This window comes from Proteus columbae (genome assembly GCF_002777965.1).
Lineage (GTDB): Bacteria > Pseudomonadota > Gammaproteobacteria > Enterobacterales > Enterobacteriaceae > Proteus > Proteus columbae.
The window spans coordinates 43,915-65,757 of the sequence record NZ_NGVR01000027.1 but is presented as its reverse complement, the minus strand read 5'-3'; the positions used below and the strand labels follow the sequence as shown (position 1 = coordinate 65,757).

Genomic DNA, 21,843 nt, shown 5'->3' with positions numbered 1-21,843 from the left:
TTTAACGGCCTCCTCGAGTTGCGTTCCAAATTAAACCACCCGGCCTAATATCTTTAGACATTAACTCTCGGTAACGACTATCAACAAATCGTCCAACCTCCGCACCAAACTGTTCAAACCCGTTCGTTGATTGAGTTTCTGAATTACCGTTACCATCAATGGTAATGTAAACCTGAGGTGCTGAAGTAGCGCCCTGATTATTACCACCAACAACTCTAACCCCTAAGTTGCCATCTGCGGTTCGGGTTAATGGCATTATAGCCTCACTCCCCGCCTCGCCCATAAGTCCGAGATTAGGCGCGCCCCCCTTAGCAAAGGCAAAATACGTGGGTGAGCTAACGATTTGATTACTATAAGAACCAAGACTTTCTGAACTATGTACCCCACCTTTAGCATGAGCAACACCACCTAAAAATCCACCAACAGCGCCCATCCAACCGCCAGCACCGGCCATTGTATTCAGGCTATTCACTATTGCCGCATTAATGAGTACATTCTGAATGGATTTCAACACGCTAACAGACCAATCTTTCCAGCTGGCTTTATTACCATTTAGTTTATCGCTGATAGTATCAACCATTCCTCCCATTGCATTTTGAACAACAGAGGCTGTTTGAGCAGCGTAGTTACCACTTTCCTGAACCCAATCTTTCATTCCACGCGTTATACCTGCGGTCCAGTCAGATTCAGCGAGCGCTATATTTCGATACTTAAGGTCTAATGCATCTAATGCTTTAGATCTGGCTTCAATATCTTCTGTTTTCTTTGCAGATTCATTGTAGATACGGTCTATTTGCTGGCTTTCTTCAAAATAGCTTTTTTCTCGCGAACTCATGCTATTGGTTTGAGTCGCTAACGTAGCTTCATCGTTAAATTTGACTGTGGCTTCTTGCAGTTTTTTACGAGCATCTTCCATATCACGATGCTTTTTGACGGCATCATCTGCTTTTTGCGTCCATTCTGCGAGAGCGACGGATGAGCGTTCAATCGCTTCTCTTTGCTTATCAGTCCATTTAGCCCCATTTTCATGTGATGCTGCATAAAGAGAAGCGGCTTTTTCGCCTTGTGAAGCCCTAACCTTCTGAACCTCTGTTGCCACACTTAAATCCGCTATTTTCCGCTCATATTGTTCTGCAGTTCTTTCAGCTTCTTTTTGCGCTTTTTCATAGGCGCTTTGTGTTGCCTTTCCTGTTTTAAGAGATTCGTTTAGCTTTTGCTGACTCCTGTATGCTTCTACCTGATTTTCAATATATTTTCTTCTAGCATCAGCAAATTCTGGTGTATTTAATAACCCAACATCATCAGCAGAAAACTCAGCTTGTTTGACTATTTTGTCCTCACCCGATAATGAAGATAGAGTCTTATTTCTTTCTGAATTATCTATTAACGCTTGCTGTTTATCAGTTAATGTTGCATTGGGAATACGCATTGGAATATTAACTAATGCCTGTCGAGTCGCTAAGACACTATTACCAATATTCATGATTTGATTGAATTTGGTTTGCTCGGCATTCATTAATAGTAGTGATTGATGGGTTTTATTTTGTTCCAAGTCCTGCTGACGTATAAGAAAATTCCGTTGGCTGTCTACCGCATTTAATGCGCTTGTTGTTCTTTCTTTTTCTTGTTCCATTTGAGATAACCGCTGAGTTTCAACGGCTAATGCAGATACAGTTTCCTTTATACGCCATTGCAATCTTTCTCTTGCTACACCTTCTGGCAAGTTATCCGCTTCACGTTGAGCACTTACTATGCCACGCTCCATGTTTTTAATTTTAGCAAGTTGCTTTTCGTATTCTTCAATTTGAACTTCAAGCGTTTTCTTTATATTTTTTGACTCATCATGCGACTGCGATAAAGTCATGTTGGGCATACGTTCTTTCAGAGTATCTAGCGTATTAGCATACTCAATGGCAGATCTTCTCGCCTCTTGCTGGCGCTGATGCATAATATACCAAGCAGTCGCACCCGCCATCACGAGACCAGGAACCCCACCAATCAACCCCATTGCACCACCAAGAAGGCGTGTTCCAACAGAGGTTACTCTATTAAGGTTTTCTTGTGCCGTGCGTCTAGCAGAAATATTTCTATTTAACGTTGCCTGCGCGGACGCTAATCGACGCTCAGCTAATGCTTGTTGCTCAACACTTTGTGATGCCAACCTTGCTTGTTGAGCCCGATAGACTGCTGCTCTTGCTCTAGCCGTTGATATTTTGATACCTTGCAATTGAGCTTGAGCATGTGCTATTTCACTTTTTGTTGCACGCGCAACCCCAATGGTTGCATTTGCCACACTTGTTGTCAGTCCACCAAAGTAACGAGCCAAACCTAGACCAATTAAAACACCAGAAACAGAGGCTATACCATCAATATTGTTCGCGATCCCTTCCATTGCGGTTGATAGTGTGCGAGTAGCACCCGATGTTTCATTAACATTGCCGATCCATGCCATGAACGCATTTTCAATCTTCTGTGCAGACCCACTTACCGTGGCTGGTAATTGCTCAAATTCGGCTCGTAACTGTTGCGTATTCGTCAGGATAGGAACAATTTTATCCATCGTGAGCAGCCCATTTTGCGACATTTCACGCAGACCACCAATCGTCGTTCCCATACCATCAGCCAGCATTTTTGCTAATCGACCACCATTCTCCATGACAGCATTAAACTCTTCACCACGAAGAACACCCGAACCTAATGCTTGGCTTAGCTGTGTAATAACAGAGCTGGTTTCTTCAGCGCTGGCGCCAGAGAGTTTTAATGAAGTTGCAATGGTTTCGGTGACTTTAGCAACATCACTTGATGCATACCCCGCATCACGCATGGATTGTGCAACACGACTGTATAGATTCGTATTCGCTGCAATCGATGTGCCCGTTCTTTGGCTCAGCGTCATTAACTCTTGCTGTGCTTGTTTAAAATCCTCCATCGACGTAGACGCTAATTTTAATCGACCGCTAAGTTGACTCCATGTGTCTGCATAATTGATAAGTTGTTGTGTTGCAAAAGCTCCTGCAAATGCACCCGCAACGCCTGATACAGTATTTTTAATGGACGATAATTCACCATTTAGATCATGGATAGCGCGTTGCATTTCACGAGATGCACCACTGGCGCGTCGCTCTCCTTGCTCAATGATCCGATAATAGTTTTCCCCCATACGCGAAGCACGCGCTATTTCAGATTGAAACGAGGAAGAATTAGCAGAAATTTTAATAATCAGTTCACGCAGTTTTGCCATTTTATCCTCACAAAAATAATTAATTTTCTGAAATAGACTGAAAGAAATTCTCTAACCCATTAGAACTATCATCACTTTCTTGGGTTGCTTTGGGGTCCCACCGTAAAAGCACATCAGAAAGCGTGCATTTACCGCCTTGAGAGTGATAAATAGAAGAAACGATATGTGCTGTTTGAATATCACTACGAATATCACCGATGGGATTAATGCGATCAAAAGCCATCCACATCCGAAGCTCACTCAAGCTCATTTGGCGAGTGAGTTCATCAAGAGTGCGCCCCATACGGAGCGCCAATGTCATTAAAAAGAAAGTATCAGGCTGAGCTACTTTTTTTCTGCATCATCAACCGAAATAGTTAAATCGAGCGCTTGTTTTAATAAACGAGAATGCACAGGGCCATAAATAGCTATCACATCGTTGATGTCTGATTCATCAAAAACGACCTCCCCGTTTTCATCACGCAACACATCAATAAACATCACAACATCGGCACGTAAATTACGTTGTGCAATTTCAATGTCAGATAACGAATGTTCATCTTCAGCATTATCATGATGAATAATTTCACGCCACTTCATCCATGCAGGTGATGACGGTTCACGAAGCATGACGACCGCATTTTCCCATTCAGCAACATTCACTTTCTTTGTGCGAAAGGCGTTCTTTTCACTTAAAGCCAGTGACTTTAATGACGGTTTTTTCATGGTTATTCGCTACCTTTATTTAAATTAACAGTCCCGTTTTTAATCGGCTTAGATTTACCTTTTAAACGTAGGGTAAATGAAGCGGAAACCACACCTGAAGTAGAAACACTCCAACTGTTTTGACGCACTTCGGCTAAAAATGCATAGCCAATCCCCGAAGGGAACTCTACTTTAAATGCATGAACTTCATCATTTTCATACGCGGTACGTAATGTTTCTTGGCCTTCATCATCGGTGAAATTACCATTAATGGTGAGCTCTGCAGGTGCGGATAATCCATTGGTAACTTCTTGCTCCTCAGAGCAGAGTGTGGTGACATCAATATCTGATTTCTGCCCACCGGTATAACTGATTTCTTTTGTTGAACACGAAATCCCTAAAAATACCGCATCAGCAGGGTTAACTTCTGTTGCGGGTAATTTCGAGACACTGATTTTAGTGCCTTGTGTTTTTTCATATTTACTAGACATGATCATTTCCTATTGGCATAAAAAAACCACCCGAAGGTGGCTTTAGTGTGAATAATAAGGCGATGCTATTGCCAAACTTGGCATTCAAATGTTGCTCTAAACAATCCTGTATCTGGCTCGTAGCCTTGTTTTTCTGAAATTTCAACAGGGCTTAATTTTGTTAATGCATTAGCAAATAACAAGCGAAGCTTTCTCGCCTCATCAATCGTATCGGCATAAACATCAACCTGAATATTCGTCATCGTTTCGGCTTGCCCCTTCAGTACATCGCCTTTGACATCGTACAAAGAGAAGACACACCAAGGCGCTGTTATTGCAGGGTTTGATTGTGGAGCAACATACGGAAAAACTTTATCAGGTAATACAGGTGATAAAATTGCGTAGATATCCGCCTCTGTCATTTTCCTAGCGCCTCATCAATCGCTCTATTTAATTCGCTAATGGCTAAATTGGCTGCCTTATCCGATTCACGATCAAAAGTGGGACGTATAAAAGGTCTTGGCGCCATTTTAGAAGTGCCCTCTTCAAGAAAGCGCCAATAAAAGGCATTGTTAGGATGATCACTTTTCATGGATGTATCACTGTTTGTGCCTGAAGCGTTACTCCCTCGAACATAAACGCCCGAAGAAACCTCACCTTTATTGCGCATTCTGTGATTACGGGTCACTATATTTCGTGCTAATTTTCCCGTCTTTCGTGGTGCGGACGTTCTGATTTCATCACGTAATAACGTTGCGGCCGCATTGGTTGCTTTTCGCATCGCTTGATGACTTTCAGCTCGACTTAAAACATCTAACTCTCTTGATAAGTCGAGTAGATCGGAGAAATCCAAATTCATGATTGTTTAACTCCTTGTTTGCATAGCAATTCTAATCGAGTCAATTTCTCATCAGGGATGACTGACTGAATGTCATAAATTTGCTCACGCCAAACCATTCTGCAGGTACTGTTAATGTCGGGTCGATAACGCATCCACACTCTAACAGTAACCTCTGACATTTCAGCATTAGCGGATATCAGTTCACGACCAGAAAGATGTTTTACTTCGCACCGCACTGAAGCGATATCAACCCACTCTTTTTTAAGTTGCCCTGAAGGTAATTTAATGGGTGCGTTCTGTTGAAATATGACAGTTTGGCGCAATCTTCCTGCTTTCATGATTGCCCTCGCATAGGTCTGATACGATATTCACGCAATGCATTACATAGCGACTCGGGGAGTGATTGACCTTCACGATTCTCATACCAAAAACCGACCATTTGCATGAGCCTTATTTTTATATCTTCGGAAAGAAGTAAGCCATAATGATCATTTTCAGGTATTTCATCATCATACAATTTTCGGTTTGTTAATCTTTCCACTTCGGCTATCGCTGACAATAGATTTTGTTGAAGCAAATCATCATCCTGATCACCATCGATATAACATTGGCGTTTCAATTCATCGATAGTTGGAAATGCCATGAAACCTCCAATAAATCCTGCGACCTATCTCGATCGCAGGCACAAAAAAACCGCAATTAAGCGGTATATATGAAACTGAGATACATAAACTCAGATTATTTAGTGGCTCCCGCTTTCAGTAACTTCACCGCATTACTGTCAACTAACATAGAGCCAACGCGTTTCGTCGTATAGAAATGGACAAACGGTTTGTTGGTGTATGGGTCACGTAACATACGAACACCAATACGATCAAGAATAGTGTAACAGCGGTTGAAGTTACCAAAAGCAATCGGCACAGCGTCAGCAGAGACATCAGCAAATTGCTCATTTTCTGCAATGCCATACCCTAATAATGCAGAAGGTTGCCCTAATTGCAGACCGGGTTGCCACAAATAATTACCTTGAGCATCTTTCAGTGTGCGAACTTGGAATAATGTATTGTTATTCATCATAAATTTAGCACCTGTACGATAAACCTTTCTCATGGTGTAAATCAATTTCATGACTTCATCCGCGGTGATTTCCGTCGGTTTTTTCAATAACAAATGCTGTAACTTACCCCATTCACGCTCTTTGTCGCCTTTATCGTCACTACCGTACGCCAATAGACCTTTAGGCTTTTTAATACCGTCACCGTGGGTAAATACCGATTCTTCCTGCTCCGCAAATTCTGTGGCTAACTCACTGGTGATGAATTGCTCAACATTAAAAAAGGCATCATCAAGCATAGTTTGAGTAGCAGCAGGGTTGCCGTAAATTTCTCCCCATACAGGCTCAATAGAGGCGAGTTTTGATGTGTTGGTTTCAGGGCGTTTATCCACTTCACCCACCCATCCACTATTAGTGCCACCTTGATTAATCAGGCGTTTAAACTTCTCTGTGCCAACCGTAATCACATTACACTCTTGGCGCATAACCACTTCATCACGCAATGCCGTAATGATATTACGATCCAGTTCTTCGGGTACTGCATAACCGCCGTCAGGATCTGAACCGACCTGCATTGCTTTACGCTCTAACTCCGCAAGCCCATCATCGGTACCTTTACGCACAAATAATTCAAACGCGGTTTTATGCTCAGAGACATCTTTATTCGTCACGTTACCATCTGGACGTTTTACTGAAGCAAGTTCCGCTTCTAAATTGCTTTTTAATTCATCCAACTCTGATAATTTTTCATTTAAGGTATCAACGGTTGCTGATAACTTACTTTTTTCAGCTTCAATCGCATCGATACGTTTATCATTCGACTTTTTAAATTCGTCAAACTGACCTTTTAATTCCTGCGCAACTTCACTAACGTCTTTATGATCAATAGCCATAATTTTTCCTTTATTATTTAAAAATAGATTTCAATGTTTCTAATGCTTCTTGCTCAACATCACGCAGAGAAAGTGCATCGTAGCCTTTGGCCATAAAAGCCTTGGCTTGTGTTCGCGAAAGCCCAACATCGCGCAGGACTCGCTCAATACTTTTTTGTGTGGGTAATTCACCACGAGCAAATGCCGACTTCACATCACTGACTCGCGCTTCATCATTGGAAGGAAATGTCACTAAGCTGACTTCCCATAGGTCGATTTCTTTCAGTAGAAAGGCATCTTTACTGCGGTCATATTCATAATCTTTAAGAATGTAACCAATAGAAAGGCCGGAGAGTGATCCGGCCTTCATATGAGCATGTGCACGTTTAGATAACGGGTCGTCATCAATTAACAGACGACCTTTTACATAGAGTCCGGTGCTGTCTTCTCGCATCTCGGTATAAATACCAATAGGCTCAGCCATTTGGTGTTGCCAAAGTAAGGCGGGTAATGAACCTTTTTCTTTCCACTGACTCAGGGAATTAAGAAAAGCCCCCGGCATCACAATATCGGCATAACTGTCTTTTACCCCGAAAACGGAGCCGTAGCCTTCAAACTCGCCAGAGTCACTAACAGACTTAATTTTCAATGGCACATCAAGCCGTTGTTTGGTCGTCATCGGCATGCGCTTTCTCCTCTTGTTTTTGGGTTTCTGGCTTAGTAGTCATGTTCATCGGCGTGAGATAAATATCGCCACCCTCACGCGGATTTAACTCTTCGAGTTCACGACATTCATTAGGCGAATAAATCCCCCAGTTAATGCCTGTTGAGTAGGCTTCAAATCGCGATTTCATATCACCACGTAATAAAGCGCCAGTATTAAATTTGGCATAAAAAGTTCCTTGCTTACTGGCTTTTACCAGCCCTGCATTAATACGTTGCTCTATACGAATAAGGTAGGGAACAAGTGAGTAGTTAATAAAACCAATACCCAAGTTTTCAATGTTATTGAATGTGGCGCGATCGGTGTTTTGCACCATGTGAAGGGGAACACGAAAAATACGGCAAATTTCCTCTAACTGAAACTTTCGTGTTTCAAGAAATTGCGCATCTTCAGCCGATAAACTGATTTGTTGCCACTTCAACCCCATTTCTAAAATCATCGGTTTGTGTGCATTGGCTAACCCTTGGTGCCGTTCACCGAAGTCAGATTTCAGTCTTTCGTAAGCATCATCTTTTAGATATTGATCCGTTTGTAATACACCACTTGTCACCGCACCGTTTCCAAACAAACGCGAACCATGCTCTTCGGTGGCTAATCCCAAACCAATAGCCTGACGTGCATACGCGATTGGGCTTAACCCCACTAAACCATCAAGAGTAAAAATCCGTACATGCCAGATTTCTTGCTGTGTCAGTGTTTCACTTTTACCATTTGGAAATGTCACCTGATACTCAGGCTCCCATTGGCTATTTAATTTTGGCGTGACACAACTAGGATCGAGAGGTAGTAATTCAACCACCTCGCCTAAGGCGTACACCTTATAAGCATAAAAATTTCCCCTTAAACACAAACAGGCAATTAATAGTTCCCAAAGCTCTTGAGGTGTCATGTAATTATTGGGCTTAACCGCCAGTAATTTGTGTAACCGTTCTTTGGTGGCGCGTTTATTTCCTCTTTCTAATTGTTCATATAAAGAGCATGGCAACATCCCTACCGATTCTGCAAGAACACGAATACAACTAAATACAGAAGTCAGTTGCATAGCGAGTTGTGTACTCACTCTTCGACCAGAATAAGTGTCATAAGACAATCCAATTAACTCACTCAGTTCTGATGAGGTCATCTCTTTCTGAGATTTCTGAAATAATCCAGGGAAAAACATTATTCCTCCTTGTTATTTCTAGGTTGTCCAAGCGCTCTTGAAACAAGGTATGACCATAAAAGGCACAATAAACCCGCGCAAATATAGCCCATCGGTAGGTAGATTAACCAAGCGCCCCATGACAACAAAAAGGCCCCCGCAATCCCAACCAATAAGGCTGTTATTGTTAAAAATTTCATTAAATTTCCTTAGAGAGAGCGTAAGCCTCGAGAAGCGAGGACATCAGAGAGGTTTTGTTCCTGATCTCCACCATTCACCAATAATCGACTCATGCCTGTAAATAGTGCAACAGGGCCGTCAATTTTTGCCTCGGGTGTGGATTTATTAGGGAAAATGTTGTCGTTTTTATCCGGTTTAACCGTGACGTTCGACATCATCCAGTTCATAACAGGGTGTTGGCCATGATGAAACTTACCCGCATAAACCAGTGCTTCAATCTCTTTCATGGATTCAGAAAAGTTACGCACCGTTTGAGCTACTTCTACAAGGGGTAGCCCTTCTTCAGCCAGTGATAAACTAAATTGTGTCGCACTCCACGGGTCAAAACCCAGTTCGTTTAAGTTCTCGCCCGTCACCCATTCGATGATTTCTTCTTTAATTTGAGCATGATCGACAACTTCACCATCGGTTAATGTGAGATGCCCCATATCAGCCCATTTGCGATAGAGTTCTGCCATTTGTTTAGAGCAACGCTCAAGCCGGTCTTCGGGTAACCAAAACTTAAAATCAGCATGAACATGACCGTTATCAGGCTGTTTCCATACTTTAGCGGCCGCACAAATATCAATTTTATTGGCAAGGTCAACACCGACCCATAACGGATAAGTTTGTAATTCTTGTTTTGATGCGAGTTCAGGAGCACTATCCCACTTCATCATATCCATCCATGAAGATTCAGCAGTGACCCAAATATTCATGTGTTTGGTGAAGAAGTTAATCCGAGCAGAAACCTGCTCTTTGGCTTTCTTGGCTAGACGGCGTAAATCATCCCAGCGCTTACAAACACCGAGACCCGGATTCGCTTTTTGCCACACGGTTTCATCAAAGGGATCATCGTCTTTATCTAAGGTGTAAATAATCGCGAAAAACGAATCATCATCGACTTGGCCACGAAGCACTTTAATACCGTAATCCCGCAGTTCGTAACAAATCCCCTCTTTATTAAAACCCGCTGTGGTGATCCCAAAAAGAAGAGACTGCAGGCGCGCACCAGTGGCGGTTTCTAATACGTCCCACACATCACGAGTTTTGTGTGCATGCAGTTCATCAACAATGCCACAGTGAATATTTAAACCATCAAGGTTATTGGCATCACTGGAAAGCGGTTCAAACTTAGAGGCGGTTCTTTCTTGATAGATAGCGAGTTTATTAAACTCAAATAAACGACCTAGTGTCGCTTTGGACTTCTTCAGCATGTTCTTCGCATCTTCAAACACGATACGAGCCTGATCACGCGTTGTAGCTGCTGAATAAACTTCGGCACCACCTTCACCATCAGCACCGGTCATATAAAGCCCAATACCTGATGACAATGTGGATTTTGCATTTTTACGTGCAACTTCGTTGTAAGCTGTGCGAAAACGACGGACAAAGACAACATCACCATCTTCATCTATAACTTCTTTACCCGTTTGTTCATCAATTAACGGAATAACAAAACCAAAAATATTAATTAAGATAAAAACATGCCAAGGCATTAAATCAATGGGTTTACCCGCTAATGCCCCTTTGACATGAGGAATAAAACTATAAAAATCGAGTATGTGCTGTGCGCGATCTTCAATGAAATAGATGCCACGCTCAGGCCCATGCTCTAAATCATTCAAAAACCGTTGGCACGCTAAACGTACCAGTTCGCACGCAACAATTTCTCCAGCAACCACCTGTTCGGCGTACTGAATTCCATCTGCTACGATTGCCATTCATCATTTGCGCTTTTTCAAAAATGCCTCAAAAGGATCTTCTTCGGCAGGTGTGTTCATCGTGACTTTTGCTCGAGAAGCGGGAGTCATACCAAATTCACTTAACATGGCGCGAATACGTTTCCATGCATCTGCCTTCATTGCAGCAGATGGATGCGCCTTTATCATCAATCCACTTTCTGTATTGTTTTTGTAGGTATAGCCTTCTTCATCGAGAACATCACAATGATGTCGATATTCAGTGTAAGCTTCGACGAGTAACTCCAATGCCTTAGCATCCATCTGACTCATGACACCCATTGCATCAAGTTCTTCAGCAATACGCTTAAACCAATACTTACCTTGCTTAGTGAAATGCTTCGGAGTTGGGGGTACCCCTTTTGGCGGTTTTGGCTCTTTTTTATTAATCGGTCGTTTTGATGGGTTCCCCCTCACCAATTGCAGATGTGACGGGGTTTTAGGCGGTCCAGCCATAATAGAAATCTCCTATCAATAATCGCTTGGGGTTCCCCAAAAAAAGTTTTCTAACCTGCGGTGATGTGAAAAGAGGTAAGGGGGCGGTCCTAGGTGGCAAGAGTGGTAGGGATTTGACCCGCCCCTCCCCTATGAGGAATGGCACTGTTATCCTTGACCAAGATTACCTTTCATCTGCTGTTCTGCACCGATATAGCCCACAGCAAGCAATGCTTCACCATCAGGATATTCAGCAAGCAACTTGTTTATTTCAGCAATACAATGTTTAACTTTAGCTCTGCTTTGTTCAGGTAGTTCAGCAACGACTCCCTTAAACATAAGTAAGGTTTGCTCATCTTGAGTCATAGTGCTCTCTCCTTTGCTGTCTTAGCTCTATGACAGGACCAACACAGGCTTTGTAGGTTATCTTCTGCATCGGTACCCCCATGTGCTTTAGCAATGATATGGTCAACTGTTTTGGCTTCGGTTGCTCGCCCAGCTTTTAGGCACTCCTGACATAGATACTTATCACGCTTGAGTATACGTGCTCGTAACTTATCCCATTGGGTACCGTAACCACGTTGATGACGAGACTTACCGCGCTGGTGGGTTTCCCATCCTAGGTTCTGATGATCTTCACAGTAACCGTTACGTTCTGTTGTTGTCTTGGCGCATCCCTGTTTACGACATGCGCGAGGTATGCGAGGTGGCATTACTACCTCCTATTGATTAAAACTTAAAATATAAAACATAGCCCTCATCACAATCATAAATTAAATTTATGTTTTTTGTTGAATACGAAAAATTCATTTCCATATTAATGATATCGATATCTTATCGATAGAATATTCACCGTGAACATTACACAGTGAGTTTTATTTTTATTAGGAGTCATACGATGAAAAATGAATTTTTATTAACATATTCAGTAAAAGATATGGGAAAAAAAACATCTGATACAGATGCAAATACTGTAAGATATTATATCGAGTCATACCTTTCAAATGATGTTGACTTTGATGATGTAAATAAACTCAAGAATGTTGAAACTACAATTACAGGTATGATTACAGTTACTGGCAGTATTGAAATTGATAAAAAAACCAACATTATAAAAATTATACGTCGGGTATTTAAAAAACTAATGGATGAGTACGATATTAAAGATACGAGTATAGAAATTGATTGTGCCATATTAGTTCACGGCATCAAAAAAGCAATTGTATTTAAAGTCTAGATTTATGTTTAATGAGTGGCAACTAAAGTTGCCCTCGCTTACATAATATTTTGTCAGTGCCGCTCTGTACTCATTGTAATCATCACTAATAATGAATAATAATCTCGATTTGTTTTTATCACTTACTTGAGTATTATCATTATTGAGAACACTCCGTTCTAATGTAATCCTGCAACCCTTTAATCATTTGCTCTGACTGGACAATTCGCTCTCTGAGTAACCAATAATTTCGGATAGCGGTGTCAGTAGGTCGGGCGGTGGTTGCATCATCCATGCTGGTGGCGGGAGTGGTTTCGTTTTTTGGACAGTTGGCTTTGATGTACACCCGCTCAGGATTACGCTCACTAATATCACGCAAGCGACTAATTTCATTCTTTGCATTAACAAGCTCCTGTGTGTGCCTTGTATCAAGTTGATTTAGTCGCTCTATACGTACTTGATAGTCAGTATTGATAGCCTTTTGCTCTTCGAGTATGGCTGTAAGTTCTTTGTTGTTTTCTGTTAGCGTGTTAATTCTTTTAGCTTGTGCATTAATCAGCACACCACCGCCAGCAACAATACCCACCATCACAATGACTATGTAAAGTTTCCAGTGCTTCATAATTAGTACCGATGATGTGAGAGAGCTATCTGACAGCGCTTGTCTAAACTGGCTTTATCGTTAACACATGAATTATCAATTGAGATATAAATGCCACCAGCGACCGTGATGAGTAATGCGAGGATAAAACCAACAATGATGATTAAAGGTTTCCATGACATAGTGCTGACTCCGCATCTCTACGACTGACTAACCCTCGCCATACCTTGCCACCCGCATAAACCCAGCGTTTCATTTCTTCACAGGCACCATACTGATCACCTGCATTTAATTTCTTTAGCAATGTAGAACGTGCAAAAGCTGTGGTGCCGACATTGAAAGCGAAGGAATATAGAGACGCTTTTGTTTTATCATCGACCTGCACTTTAACCAGGACATCAACTTGTTGTTGTGTTCTGATAAAGTCTTTCTGCAGTAATTCGTCACACTCTTGTTGTGTATATGTCTTACCTTGAATGATGTCTTTGCCTGTATGCCCATAACAAACTGTCAAAACACCTGCCACATCACGATAAGGTTCATAACGCACACCTTCAAAGTAACCAATTACTGTTATCGCAATACTTACCGCACCGGCACTCGCAACTGCTGCTACCTTCTGTTTTAGATTCATTAAATGTCCTTTTTAGCTTTAGTCAGCATCTCGCCAACTATCTTTTCTATGTCTTGCGGATCGCTAGAACAATTTCGATGAACTAATTCAGCAAATAACGCTGTTCGTTTCCGCTGTTCTCGCTGTGTCATAAAATAAGTTGCTAATCCAAGGAGCATGCTGAATCCCATCCCTATTACAAATCCCCATTCATAAAGTGAGAGACTTGCAAAAAAGGCAGTTAAGCCAGCTGTTCCGTAGGTAGCATTGGTTAATTTTTCCATGCGCATAGTCACCCCCTACGGAGTGTCCGAGTTTAGTTGAAGGAATACAGGCACACAGTTATTGTGTGAAGTGATTAGTGTGTAATTGATACTGTGGTCTGCAATGTGTAAATAGATGGTGGGCACGACTCCACCTAGTGTGCGATTATCGATATCTCTGCATGAGGTTTTCGATAATTAATGAAATACAGCTCGCCAATAAGCTTTATATTTAGATTGGGTAACGAAATAATGAAATGACCAAGCTAAATTTAATTGCTCTTTAGTCTTACCAGATAGCTTTATACATAGATTAATAAATAAATTTTTCATATTTTCTCCAATAAAAAAGGCCGCCTTAGCGACCTTGATTTGATATCGGAGAATTATTCAATTACTTCCCCGATAAATTCACCTTATATCCTAAAAAGTTTATCATGCTGAGATAATTTTAATACTTCTAATTCATCTATATTTATATCAGAAGGCAATTTATCTTTTAATACAGATAAAATATACTGACAGTTTACAGATTTTACGATGTCAGTAAATAAACTTGTAATTTGATTGTCATGTGTATTTTCAATTTGATCCTGAAGAACAAAATGTAAACAATCTATATCTACAGCATCTGCAAATTGAATATAAGCTAAATCAAAAGCTGCCATCTCACCTTTTTTTCTGCCTGTGCCAGGATTATTAAAGAGACTAGTTATGTTTAGCTCATAGCCTTTTTCACCAATATCAGCACTTAATACAAATTTTTCACCATACAATCTCTCAGACATCTTTGAAAAATATTTATTAAAAATAGCAATTTTTTCTTGTAATTTATCATTAAGAGAGTGAATGTCATTATCGATCTCATCTAGTTTATTTACAATCTTCTCTAAAGTATCATTGCTTTTTTCCCATAGCCTTTTTTGCTCTTCAAGAGCACCTTTTTGTTCATAGGCATTATTAAGAGAATATATAATATCTTGTAAATCTTCCAATTTTCCTGATTTTATCAATGAACTAGTGAGCAATGACTCTTCTTTTAGCAATTTATCTATTTGAGCATTAATAGTTTCTATTTTTAGATTAAGCTCTGGTAGATCACTTGAAATAAACTTTTTCTTTTCCTCAAGCATACCATTATGGAATTTAAGCGTTTCTTCAAAGGTTTTTTGTAAAAAAGGCATTAATGCCTTTGCTTCTTTATATAATTTATCTATTTTTTCAACATCTATATTAGCAAACTCTTCATTTAGCTCAGAGACACTCTCTTCTATTAAATCTTTTCTTAAAGTCAAACGGCTTAATTCAGTATTGCTTCTATTTATATTCAATTTAACTTCATTTAGCCTATTAATTTCATACTCATAATTTTCATTGATATTAAAATTAGCTTTTGATTCCTCTAGATTTTTTATATTATCATTAATTACTATAAGTGACTGAATGACTTGTGATATTGAACTATCCTTTTTTAACCTTTTCTGTAAATTTTCTTCTATTGTCTTCTGTGCAAGTAATTTTTGTTTTTCTTCTGCTGAATCTAAATCTATACCAAACCAAAAAAAGTATAGTGCTTCATATTCTTCAGATTTGGTCGTTGGGTGAAGAACTTTAATCGTATTTGTAAGCCTTGCCTTATCATCTCTAATATTTTTAGAAATAATTTGTCTAAAAGTTGGCTTGACTGCACTACTATTGAAAAATATTTTTTTTAAATGTGATTGTAAATCTTTTTTTGCTATTTTTTCACCATTAACTTCCAATATGGTATTTTTTTTATCCATAAAAAAATTTCTACGAATTACAATCTCACGCTCATCCTCATTATTTAGGTCTGTTGATAACGTTAGAGTTATTATAATATTATTTTCTTTTAGGAAATTTTCAACAACCTGATTAGTTTTCTTTTTAAATTCAGGATCTGTATAAATATTTTTCCCATCACTTCCGAGACAATAATCTATCAATCTTAACGCGGTTGTTTTACCTACATTGTTTCCTGAGGTTTTTTTTTCCTCTTGTGATGTTTCATCAACTATTAGATTAACCCCTTTATTAAATCGAATTTTTCTAATAATTGAACCGTTATTCTCTATTAATAGTGTTTTTAAAAACATTTAATCACCATTCCGTCTTTACCATCCACTACACTTATAATAAAAAGCCAGTCTAGTGATAACATAAATAACTCAATTGATATACCATGCCTAGAATGCGTTAAGTGGTAGACATCATCAAAAGAAACAGTATTCTGAGAGAATTCTTTTAATATTTCTATAATCAGAGCACCATAATAATAAATTTTCCTTTTAGGATTAATGTCATTTCCAATTATCATTTAGGTGGTTCCTCCAAGATTTTACATCTCATGAATGCATCAACCATAATAACTGAAATTCCATACATTAAGTCACCATCATCAACATCACTATTTTTTTGACAAGCTGACATTAACTCATCTTCAATATCATTTATTATATCATCAGCATGCAATCTAATTACATCAATATAATTGACAGAAGAATTAATATATGTGGAAACGACATTTATATAAATAAGATTTATATTTCTAAGTAACTTCGCTATTTTAAAGGATCCTGTATTTTCTAACTCATTATATAATACAGCAAGTTTTGTATAATGAACTTTGTATGCATCAATTAAATGTTTTTTTCTCACTATATTATTGTGGCTTATTTTTTCTTCTATATTAAAAATAGTTGTTGTTCCAAGTTGGTATGTCGAATCAGAATCATCAAAATCTACATTAGCAATAGCATTAATTGCACTCATTAGCATTGATTTTTTTGTAGCTTTTTTTTGCATACCAATTTCTTCATGATTTTTTTTCCATTCATGAAGTAAGCTAACTGGATATTTTTTAATGTTATCCATATTATCTATCATTATATGACATTCATCACATAACAAAATCAGATTATCGTAACCTCTGCGTTGGTCATTAGTCATAGATGAGTTATAGCGAGGCCCTTTTGGACTAGCTGCTTCAATGTGGCATATTTTACTTACAATAGAACTACCATCTATAGAAACTAAATTCTTATTACAATGCGGGGCTGCACACTTATTACCAGACAGTGTATCTAATCGCCGTATATCTTTAGGTCTATAATCTCGTGGTCCAATTGATTTTACAGTTTCCATTATATTAATTTTCTTATAGTAAAAGAACCTATTGAAACCCTACCAAAATATAACAATCTGTAAACTAAAATAATAATATAACCATCAATAGTCTTCCTTAAATCACAATTATAATTGCACTATGGTTAAAATATGTACATTTTGCATAAAAAAGCCCCGCGACAGCGAGGCTTTAAATTCATTTACTGTGTTGCGTTTATAACTTCGCACAGCATATATGAAAACTATAACTTTATCGGCAAAATAGTCAAGCTTTATTCAGAATAATGATACTCTCTATCAAATCTATCGCACATTGGGCGATAGAGCATAAATTCAGCCACATTTAGCCATGCTTTAACTCTGTCCTGATATGTACGCAAGCAATAACGACCATCTTTCTCACAAAGCTCTAATGCTATCTCATGTTTTGATTTTTTATAAACATAGTGCTGCTTAAGAATATTCAGCAACCCAGCATCTGCATTCATTACTTCACAAATAACCTTATCCATTTCACCACCTTCAGTATCAGAGCAAAACCACATACTGCTAAGTGTTTTTTTATCCTTAAACTCTTCTAGAAACATCAATAAAGTTTCTTTAGATAATCCCGATGTATGCATTCTATTTATTGCATCCCTTAAGGCTTTTTTTGTAATTGTTGGTTCTTCCAATAATTGATTAAACATACTTGTAGCGCTAGGAGCCTTACTAAAAGCAGCCCATCTTCCCCACATTTTCAAACGCCCACGGATCCACACACTTTCCAGTGTACGTAATTTTAAATGTTCTTCACCTTTACCTACTGTCAATGGATAAATCATCTAATACCCCTCGTGCCGTACACACGTTAAATAAATGCACCGATACCTAATGAACGGTTTAAAAAATGAAATAACAATTCGAGTTGATTGCCGTGAGAGACTTCCCATTGTTTGGGGTCACGATGTAACTCGTCATGATGAATGCGACACAATGGAATAGTGAATAAGTCGTGAGCCTTAGTACCCATACCGCCCATGCCATGCCCGATAATATGGTGCGGATCATCAGCCTGTTGCCCACACACGCAACACGGTTGAGTTTTCACCCATTGCAACCATTGGGTATTTTCCCAACGTTGCATTTTAGGTTTAAGAAGAAATGACGCTGGTGGCTCAGGATCAACAGCAACTTTAATAATCGGCTTTATCGCCTCTAGACGCTCATTCATTACAGATAATGCGGTTACGTTGCTTGGAATAATATCTGCCTCAGGAAAACCACCGTGAACTCTGCGTTCTTCTTGTTTATCTGACCAATTTAAAATCTGGCGTAATATCGCTTCGGGTAATTCATCAACCACGTTATGCATAACTGCAAATGAGAAAAAATCAGGAGTAGCTAGCTGGTGTCCATTATCCAATCTCAAGCGACTACGAATAGTATCCAACATCCAATTGATACGGTTTTTATGAGCTAATTCAGCAACCCACCCAGCAGATGAATTTCTAATATGGTTATCATGATGCCAACAGGTGCGGATCACGCCAGCCTCGTGAAAAGTCGTCACTAACTCATGGTGATGGTAATTATCTTCATCGTTATCAATCTGGCAGCATTGAATATGACGGATAACCCACGTATCCATCGGTGATACTTTATCGATGGTGTGGATCACTTTTTTGCTATTAAGAAATTGAACGATGTGCTTATTGTTTAAAATCGGCTGTTCATCACCCGTTAATGCACCTGAGGGCAACACATCTAAGCTTTTTGGCACATCACTGATAATCACACGATGATGGTTTCTAAATTGCTCAAGCAACTCAGCACCGGGTTTAAATAACACAACCCCCAATTCTTTTTGAATATACGGCGTTAACAGTAACTTCATGCGCTCACCTGTTTATTCAACATCACCATACGGATCAACTCATCCGTTTTACTCTCAAAGAAATGGGGTTGGATTTCACGAGGATTATTAGGACGGGTCATGTTCTTCCCAAACGGACAGCCTCTAGCAGTAGCAATAGGCGCTCCTGTGATCTCAGGAGCGGTCGAAATTTCATCAATAACAATTAATCCATTCATGTTATTTCTCTCCACGTTTTACTCGTGACCGTACATCACGCTTTTACTATGCTGACGAATGGTTATTTCAAGCTTCCCGCCTTTAATAACGTCCATCCATTCAACATCCATTTTTTTAATCTGTTTATCATCGCCCCATACACCCGCATGAGTAAGCGCATCAAAAGGTGCTTTTAAGAAATTATCAATATCTCTGGCTTGTTTAGTTGGTGGGTATAATTTCACTGAAACAAACACATCACTCTCAATAGCCTTAGGTCTACGCTTTAATTGTTCATAGACTGCTGCAATCGCATTTGCTCTAAAGACTCGCCCTTTTGCACTGACTAAGGTCCCTCTTTTGGTGTTTCGCCAATAGGTGTTCACACTAGGTGGAAATGGCAATGTGAGCATGAGTTCAGGCATAAGTCCCCCATAAGCCAATCAGTAATGTCACTACAAACCAGAACCCAACAAACAAAATGTATTTAGTTAGCATTACTGAGCCTCCTGTGACATTTCAGTCGCTTGTTTCCAAATGCTGTTCCATGCTTGACGACCAGAAAACTCACTCATACGACGAATACCTGTCTTACCCGCTAATTCAAGTGCGATCTCTTCAATACGGTTTTGAGGTTTAGAACGAGAGCCAATCAAGCGAGAGAAAGCACTGTCACGCTCAACGGTATCAACTTGAACCTTTGGCTCATCCTTTGGCTTTTGGCTACGAACGATCAGCTCATCAAAGTGTTTACGTAATTTACGAGGGCTTAAAATGTTTTGGTGCCAGAATGAATCTTTGTTAGCCCAATCGAACAAAGCACAAATTTGCTCATGAGTACGCCCATCGATTTGACGCATCAAACGAATATCGTTCGCCCAGTCATACCAAGTAGGCTCTAGCGCAGATGGATTCAGTTTTTTAACACGACCAAACATCCATTTTGCCGTTTTCAAATCACCTTCATCACCCCATTTCTGACCATTGGCGCTGTAAATCACTGCTTCGGGATAACGAGTTAAAAAATCATTTTTCGGCTGGTCGCTGGATTCGCCAGAATTCTGCGACGAATGATCTGTTTCTGTTGTACTCTCTGAAGTAATCTCTGTTGTATTCTCTGTAAGAACAGGCCATTTTGACCCGTTCAGAACAGCGCATTTTGAACCGTTTGAAGGTTTCAATTTGCGCTTATCGATAAGGTCATTTTGAACTGTTCGATTAGATGAGTTATCACCGTTCGATTGGGTCATATTGACCTCATCGGTCAGCAAGTGGTGATCGTAGTTAATCGCATAATAATTAGTACGGTCATGGTTTGATTTATTGATTTGCTCGATGCGTAAAACGCCCTGCTTTTTCAAATTAGTAAAAGCACGTTTAATCGTTGATTCAGAGAAAAAAGGAAATTGATTCTTCCACTCTTCGACGGTGTTATAAATCCAGCGCGAGCCGTCATATTCAACACCTGAAGTAGTTTCAGTTAGCCAATATTGAATTTGCTGTAGCAGCATCGCCTCATTTAAACCAAGACGTACCGCTAATTCAGGAATAACGACTAAAGGGCGACTTTTTAGTAATAATAAACTCATCTTGCCACCTCATTACTTAATACGTGTGTACTTCTCTTTAAATCGTTGCAAGGGTTCACATTGCGGATCGTCACAACCATCCAGCATAAAAATGACACGCTGTTTTTCTCTGTCATAACGAACAACATGGACAACGATACCCCTATGATTTTTGTAGTAGCGATCAAGTTGGTTTGGGTTCTCATTGCTCATTGCCCCGCTCTCCACTTGAAAAATAAAAATCAGCCCATGCTTTTTTAAGAGACTGTCTATCTACCAAATATGCAGGTTTCTTGTAGTTGTCTGGTTGTTCGTCAGACGCTATGATTTCCACATAGCGAAATGACTGACTACCCGAGACAGGTAAACAACGGAATTGCTTTTTAGGTATTAAATGCGCTAATCTACTCATGCTAATTTCTCTTCACACAATTGAAATTTGCAAACCGAAGCCAGAGGCCGTACACCTTTGGCTTCACCCTTTCTGGATATAGCCATCTTTAATTTCTCTTTTGATGCAACGAAACAAACGCATTCATAAATGTGCGGATCTGTGAAATTAATCCATCCAACATCATTTTTATTTTCTGTTCTTCTTCGTTATCAATAACGCCATCAGCCAAGCTATCTTTCATCAATAACGCTAAACGCCCCTGCATTTCGTCAACACCGCTACGCAGTACAAACAGCTCAGTTTCGTCCAGTTCCGCAGGACTAATTCTGTCAACGAGTAAACGATTTGATTCACGAGCGACAAATTCAGCAAATAAAACGGTCTTAGAAATATCTTGCATCGCTAACAACTCGTTTAAATCAAATGAGCGACAACCGTTTTTCTCATAAAGCTTGTTGTTGAATGACGTTAAAGACAGACCTAGTGCTCCAGCCATTGCCTCGCGTCCACCAGCTGTTGCATCACACATTTCTTTCACTACCTGTTTTATTGATTGGTTACTCAT

General features: G+C 39.7%; 30 protein-coding genes and 1 pseudogene. 1 reads left to right on the top strand and 30 read right to left on the bottom strand.

The window, feature by feature from the left end; translation table 11 throughout:
• Position 1: 1 nt before the first annotated feature.
• From CBE70_RS14390 to CBE70_RS14315, 15 genes are all read right to left on the bottom strand, one after another.
• Positions 2–3,241 carry a phage tail tape measure protein gene (locus tag CBE70_RS14390; RefSeq protein WP_100159856.1) on the bottom strand — a complete coding sequence of 1,080 codons (3,240 nt, stop codon included), beginning with the start codon at positions 3,239–3,241 and terminating at the stop codon, positions 2–4.
• A 19-nt stretch (positions 3,242–3,260) separates the two neighbouring features.
• Positions 3,261–3,524, bottom strand: coding sequence for a phage tail assembly protein T (locus CBE70_RS14385; RefSeq protein WP_227335946.1), 264 nt, complete (start codon positions 3,522–3,524; stop codon positions 3,261–3,263).
• 41 nt (positions 3,525–3,565) lie between these two features.
• Positions 3,566–3,946, bottom strand: coding sequence for a phage tail assembly chaperone (locus CBE70_RS14380; protein ID WP_100159855.1), 381 nt, complete (start codon positions 3,944–3,946; stop codon positions 3,566–3,568).
• Positions 3,947–3,948: 2 nt separating this feature from the next.
• A complete protein-coding gene (locus tag CBE70_RS14375) occupies positions 3,949–4,416 on the bottom strand; it encodes a phage tail tube protein (protein ID WP_036913331.1) in 468 nt (155 codons plus the stop codon).
• A 65-nt stretch (positions 4,417–4,481) separates the two neighbouring features.
• A complete protein-coding gene (locus CBE70_RS14370) occupies positions 4,482–4,817 on the bottom strand; it encodes a hypothetical protein (RefSeq protein ID WP_099660120.1) in 336 nt (111 codons plus the stop codon).
• The gene (locus CBE70_RS14365) at positions 4,814–5,254 is read right to left on the bottom strand and encodes an HK97-gp10 family putative phage morphogenesis protein (protein WP_023582509.1); all 441 of its coding nucleotides are present in this window, start codon (positions 5,252–5,254) and stop codon (positions 4,814–4,816) included. The genes CBE70_RS14370 and CBE70_RS14365 overlap by 4 nt, the downstream gene beginning before the upstream one ends.
• Positions 5,251–5,574, bottom strand: coding sequence for a phage head closure protein (locus tag CBE70_RS14360; RefSeq protein ID WP_100159854.1), 324 nt, complete (start codon positions 5,572–5,574; stop codon positions 5,251–5,253). The genes CBE70_RS14365 and CBE70_RS14360 overlap by 4 nt, the downstream gene beginning before the upstream one ends.
• On the bottom strand, positions 5,571–5,879 hold the full coding sequence (locus CBE70_RS14355) for a head-tail connector protein (protein WP_100159853.1): 309 nt from the start codon (positions 5,877–5,879) through the stop codon (positions 5,571–5,573). The genes CBE70_RS14360 and CBE70_RS14355 overlap by 4 nt, the downstream gene beginning before the upstream one ends.
• A gap of 95 nt (positions 5,880–5,974) precedes the next feature.
• Positions 5,975–7,183 carry a phage major capsid protein gene (locus tag CBE70_RS14350; protein WP_100159852.1) on the bottom strand — a complete coding sequence of 403 codons (1,209 nt, stop codon included), beginning with the start codon at positions 7,181–7,183 and terminating at the stop codon, positions 5,975–5,977.
• Between the two features lie 13 nt (positions 7,184–7,196).
• Complete coding sequence (locus CBE70_RS14345) at positions 7,197–7,841, bottom strand: HK97 family phage prohead protease (RefSeq protein ID WP_180273015.1); 645 nt, start codon at positions 7,839–7,841, stop codon at positions 7,197–7,199.
• Positions 7,819–9,048 carry a phage portal protein gene (locus CBE70_RS14340; RefSeq protein ID WP_023582514.1) on the bottom strand — a complete coding sequence of 410 codons (1,230 nt, stop codon included), beginning with the start codon at positions 9,046–9,048 and terminating at the stop codon, positions 7,819–7,821. Before CBE70_RS14340 ends, CBE70_RS14345 begins: the two co-directional genes overlap by 23 nt.
• Before the next feature lie 188 nt (positions 9,049–9,236).
• Positions 9,237–10,970: a terminase large subunit gene (locus tag CBE70_RS14330; RefSeq protein WP_100159851.1), complete on the bottom strand. Its 1,734-nt coding sequence runs from the start codon at positions 10,968–10,970 to the stop codon at positions 9,237–9,239.
• A 3-nt stretch (positions 10,971–10,973) separates the two neighbouring features.
• Entirely contained in the window at positions 10,974–11,444 is a 471-nt protein-coding gene (locus CBE70_RS14325; protein ID WP_099660116.1) for a phage terminase small subunit P27 family, read from the bottom strand.
• A 147-nt stretch (positions 11,445–11,591) separates the two neighbouring features.
• Positions 11,592–11,789, bottom strand: a complete 198-nt coding sequence (locus CBE70_RS14320) for a hypothetical protein (protein WP_100159850.1) — start codon at positions 11,787–11,789, stop codon at positions 11,592–11,594.
• Positions 11,786–12,136: an HNH endonuclease gene (locus CBE70_RS14315; RefSeq protein WP_100159849.1), complete on the bottom strand. Its 351-nt coding sequence runs from the start codon at positions 12,134–12,136 to the stop codon at positions 11,786–11,788. The genes CBE70_RS14320 and CBE70_RS14315 overlap by 4 nt, the downstream gene beginning before the upstream one ends.
• 185 nt (positions 12,137–12,321) lie before the next feature.
• Here CBE70_RS14315 and CBE70_RS14310 point away from each other — a divergent pair, with 185 nt between their 5' ends.
• Positions 12,322–12,660 carry a hypothetical protein gene (locus CBE70_RS14310; RefSeq protein WP_100159848.1) on the top strand — a complete coding sequence of 113 codons (339 nt, stop codon included), beginning with the start codon at positions 12,322–12,324 and terminating at the stop codon, positions 12,658–12,660.
• Between the two features lie 139 nt (positions 12,661–12,799).
• Here CBE70_RS14310 and CBE70_RS14305 read toward each other — a convergent pair whose 3' ends face one another.
• The 15 genes and pseudogenes from CBE70_RS14305 to CBE70_RS14240 form a co-directional block, all read right to left on the bottom strand.
• Positions 12,800–13,261, bottom strand: coding sequence for a lysis protein (locus CBE70_RS14305; protein ID WP_100159847.1), 462 nt, complete (start codon positions 13,259–13,261; stop codon positions 12,800–12,802).
• 2 nt (positions 13,262–13,263) lie between these two features.
• Positions 13,264–13,422: a hypothetical protein gene (locus CBE70_RS18395; protein WP_198585724.1), complete on the bottom strand. Its 159-nt coding sequence runs from the start codon at positions 13,420–13,422 to the stop codon at positions 13,264–13,266.
• A complete protein-coding gene (locus CBE70_RS14300) occupies positions 13,404–13,874 on the bottom strand; it encodes a lysozyme (RefSeq protein WP_100159846.1) in 471 nt (156 codons plus the stop codon). The genes CBE70_RS18395 and CBE70_RS14300 overlap by 19 nt, the downstream gene beginning before the upstream one ends.
• A complete protein-coding gene (locus CBE70_RS14295; protein ID WP_036904926.1) occupies positions 13,874–14,143 on the bottom strand; it encodes a bacteriophage protein in 270 nt (89 codons plus the stop codon). Before CBE70_RS14295 ends, CBE70_RS14300 begins: the two co-directional genes overlap by 1 nt.
• 389 nt (positions 14,144–14,532) lie before the next feature.
• Positions 14,533–16,233 carry a DUF2326 domain-containing protein gene (locus CBE70_RS14290; protein ID WP_100159845.1) on the bottom strand — a complete coding sequence of 567 codons (1,701 nt, stop codon included), beginning with the start codon at positions 16,231–16,233 and terminating at the stop codon, positions 14,533–14,535.
• Entirely contained in the window at positions 16,224–16,454 is a 231-nt protein-coding gene (locus tag CBE70_RS14285) for an ABC-three component system middle component 6 (protein WP_100159844.1), read from the bottom strand. The genes CBE70_RS14290 and CBE70_RS14285 overlap by 10 nt, the downstream gene beginning before the upstream one ends.
• The gene (locus tag CBE70_RS14280; RefSeq protein ID WP_100159843.1) at positions 16,451–17,281 is read right to left on the bottom strand and encodes an ABC-three component system protein; all 831 of its coding nucleotides are present in this window, start codon (positions 17,279–17,281) and stop codon (positions 16,451–16,453) included. The genes CBE70_RS14285 and CBE70_RS14280 overlap by 4 nt, the downstream gene beginning before the upstream one ends.
• Positions 17,282–17,535: 254 nt before the next feature.
• On the bottom strand, positions 17,536–18,087 hold the full coding sequence (locus tag CBE70_RS14275; RefSeq protein WP_100159842.1) for a DUF1133 family protein: 552 nt from the start codon (positions 18,085–18,087) through the stop codon (positions 17,536–17,538).
• Positions 18,088–18,113: 26 nt separating this feature from the next.
• Positions 18,114–19,139: a DUF968 domain-containing protein gene (locus tag CBE70_RS14270; protein WP_100159841.1), complete on the bottom strand. Its 1,026-nt coding sequence runs from the start codon at positions 19,137–19,139 to the stop codon at positions 18,114–18,116.
• A pseudogene (locus tag CBE70_RS14265) lies at positions 19,136–19,270 on the bottom strand (KilA-N domain-containing protein); the annotation flags it as partial. The pseudogene CBE70_RS14265 and the gene CBE70_RS14270, both read right to left, overlap by 4 nt.
• Positions 19,271–19,354: 84 nt before the next feature.
• On the bottom strand, positions 19,355–19,741 hold the full coding sequence (locus CBE70_RS14260; protein WP_100159840.1) for a RusA family crossover junction endodeoxyribonuclease: 387 nt from the start codon (positions 19,739–19,741) through the stop codon (positions 19,355–19,357).
• Between the two features lie 72 nt (positions 19,742–19,813).
• Positions 19,814–20,905 carry a replication protein gene (locus CBE70_RS14255; RefSeq protein ID WP_100159839.1) on the bottom strand — a complete coding sequence of 364 codons (1,092 nt, stop codon included), beginning with the start codon at positions 20,903–20,905 and terminating at the stop codon, positions 19,814–19,816.
• Positions 20,906–20,917: 12 nt separating this feature from the next.
• Entirely contained in the window at positions 20,918–21,097 is a 180-nt protein-coding gene (locus CBE70_RS14250; RefSeq protein ID WP_099659597.1) for a DUF4222 domain-containing protein, read from the bottom strand.
• Complete coding sequence (locus CBE70_RS14245; protein ID WP_098943307.1) at positions 21,087–21,296, bottom strand: hypothetical protein; 210 nt, start codon at positions 21,294–21,296, stop codon at positions 21,087–21,089. Before CBE70_RS14245 ends, CBE70_RS14250 begins: the two co-directional genes overlap by 11 nt.
• 88 nt (positions 21,297–21,384) lie before the next feature.
• A complete protein-coding gene (locus CBE70_RS14240; RefSeq protein ID WP_100159838.1) occupies positions 21,385–21,843 on the bottom strand; it encodes a YmfL family putative regulatory protein in 459 nt (152 codons plus the stop codon).

Excerpts from the sequence above, each read along its gene's own strand:
- CBE70_RS14355 (WP_100159853.1), bottom strand. The coding sequence starts at position 5,879 with ATGGCATTTCCAACTATCGATGAATTGAAACGCCAATGTTATATCGAT.
- CBE70_RS14390 (WP_100159856.1), bottom strand. The coding sequence starts at position 3,241 with ATGGCAAAACTGCGTGAACTGATTATTAAAATTTCTGCTAATTCTTCC.
- CBE70_RS14360 (WP_100159854.1), bottom strand. The coding sequence starts at position 5,574 with ATGAAAGCAGGAAGATTGCGCCAAACTGTCATATTTCAACAGAACGCA.
- CBE70_RS14345 (WP_180273015.1), bottom strand. The coding sequence starts at position 7,841 with ATGACGACCAAACAACGGCTTGATGTGCCATTGAAAATTAAGTCTGTT.
- CBE70_RS14365 (WP_023582509.1), bottom strand. The coding sequence starts at position 5,254 with ATGAATTTGGATTTCTCCGATCTACTCGACTTATCAAGAGAGTTAGAT.
- CBE70_RS14375 (WP_036913331.1), bottom strand. The coding sequence starts at position 4,416 with ATGTCTAGTAAATATGAAAAAACACAAGGCACTAAAATCAGTGTCTCG.
- CBE70_RS14280 (WP_100159843.1), bottom strand. The coding sequence starts at position 17,281 with ATGGAAACTGTAAAATCAATTGGACCACGAGATTATAGACCTAAAGAT.
- CBE70_RS14370 (WP_099660120.1), bottom strand. The coding sequence starts at position 4,817 with ATGACAGAGGCGGATATCTACGCAATTTTATCACCTGTATTACCTGAT.
- CBE70_RS14340 (WP_023582514.1), bottom strand. The coding sequence starts at position 9,048 with ATGTTTTTCCCTGGATTATTTCAGAAATCTCAGAAAGAGATGACCTCA.
- CBE70_RS14320 (WP_100159850.1), bottom strand. The coding sequence starts at position 11,789 with ATGACTCAAGATGAGCAAACCTTACTTATGTTTAAGGGAGTCGTTGCT.
- CBE70_RS18395 (WP_198585724.1), bottom strand. The coding sequence starts at position 13,422 with ATGTCATGGAAACCTTTAATCATCATTGTTGGTTTTATCCTCGCATTA.
- CBE70_RS14315 (WP_100159849.1), bottom strand. The coding sequence starts at position 12,136 with ATGCCACCTCGCATACCTCGCGCATGTCGTAAACAGGGATGCGCCAAG.
- CBE70_RS14325 (WP_099660116.1), bottom strand. The coding sequence starts at position 11,444 with ATGGCTGGACCGCCTAAAACCCCGTCACATCTGCAATTGGTGAGGGGG.
- CBE70_RS14245 (WP_098943307.1), bottom strand. The coding sequence starts at position 21,296 with ATGAGTAGATTAGCGCATTTAATACCTAAAAAGCAATTCCGTTGTTTA.
- CBE70_RS14310 (WP_100159848.1), top strand. The coding sequence starts at position 12,322 with ATGAAAAATGAATTTTTATTAACATATTCAGTAAAAGATATGGGAAAA.
- CBE70_RS14285 (WP_100159844.1), bottom strand. The coding sequence starts at position 16,454 with ATGATAATTGGAAATGACATTAATCCTAAAAGGAAAATTTATTATTAT.
- CBE70_RS14295 (WP_036904926.1), bottom strand. The coding sequence starts at position 14,143 with ATGCGCATGGAAAAATTAACCAATGCTACCTACGGAACAGCTGGCTTA.
- CBE70_RS14275 (WP_100159842.1), bottom strand. The coding sequence starts at position 18,087 with ATGATTTATCCATTGACAGTAGGTAAAGGTGAAGAACATTTAAAATTA.
- CBE70_RS14260 (WP_100159840.1), bottom strand. The coding sequence starts at position 19,741 with ATGCCTGAACTCATGCTCACATTGCCATTTCCACCTAGTGTGAACACC.
- CBE70_RS14330 (WP_100159851.1), bottom strand. The coding sequence starts at position 10,970 with ATGGCAATCGTAGCAGATGGAATTCAGTACGCCGAACAGGTGGTTGCT.
- CBE70_RS14350 (WP_100159852.1), bottom strand. The coding sequence starts at position 7,183 with ATGGCTATTGATCATAAAGACGTTAGTGAAGTTGCGCAGGAATTAAAA.
- CBE70_RS14240 (WP_100159838.1), bottom strand. The coding sequence starts at position 21,843 with ATGAGTAACCAATCAATAAAACAGGTAGTGAAAGAAATGTGTGATGCA.
- CBE70_RS14270 (WP_100159841.1), bottom strand. The coding sequence starts at position 19,139 with ATGAAGTTACTGTTAACGCCGTATATTCAAAAAGAATTGGGGGTTGTG.
- CBE70_RS14250 (WP_099659597.1), bottom strand. The coding sequence starts at position 21,097 with ATGAGCAATGAGAACCCAAACCAACTTGATCGCTACTACAAAAATCAT.
- CBE70_RS14255 (WP_100159839.1), bottom strand. The coding sequence starts at position 20,905 with ATGAGTTTATTATTACTAAAAAGTCGCCCTTTAGTCGTTATTCCTGAA.
- CBE70_RS14305 (WP_100159847.1), bottom strand. The coding sequence starts at position 13,261 with ATGAAGCACTGGAAACTTTACATAGTCATTGTGATGGTGGGTATTGTT.
- CBE70_RS14290 (WP_100159845.1), bottom strand. The coding sequence starts at position 16,233 with ATGTTTTTAAAAACACTATTAATAGAGAATAACGGTTCAATTATTAGA.
- CBE70_RS14300 (WP_100159846.1), bottom strand. The coding sequence starts at position 13,874 with ATGAATCTAAAACAGAAGGTAGCAGCAGTTGCGAGTGCCGGTGCGGTA.
- CBE70_RS14385 (WP_227335946.1), bottom strand. The coding sequence starts at position 3,524 with ATGGGGCGCACTCTTGATGAACTCACTCGCCAAATGAGCTTGAGTGAG.
- CBE70_RS14380 (WP_100159855.1), bottom strand. The coding sequence starts at position 3,946 with ATGAAAAAACCGTCATTAAAGTCACTGGCTTTAAGTGAAAAGAACGCC.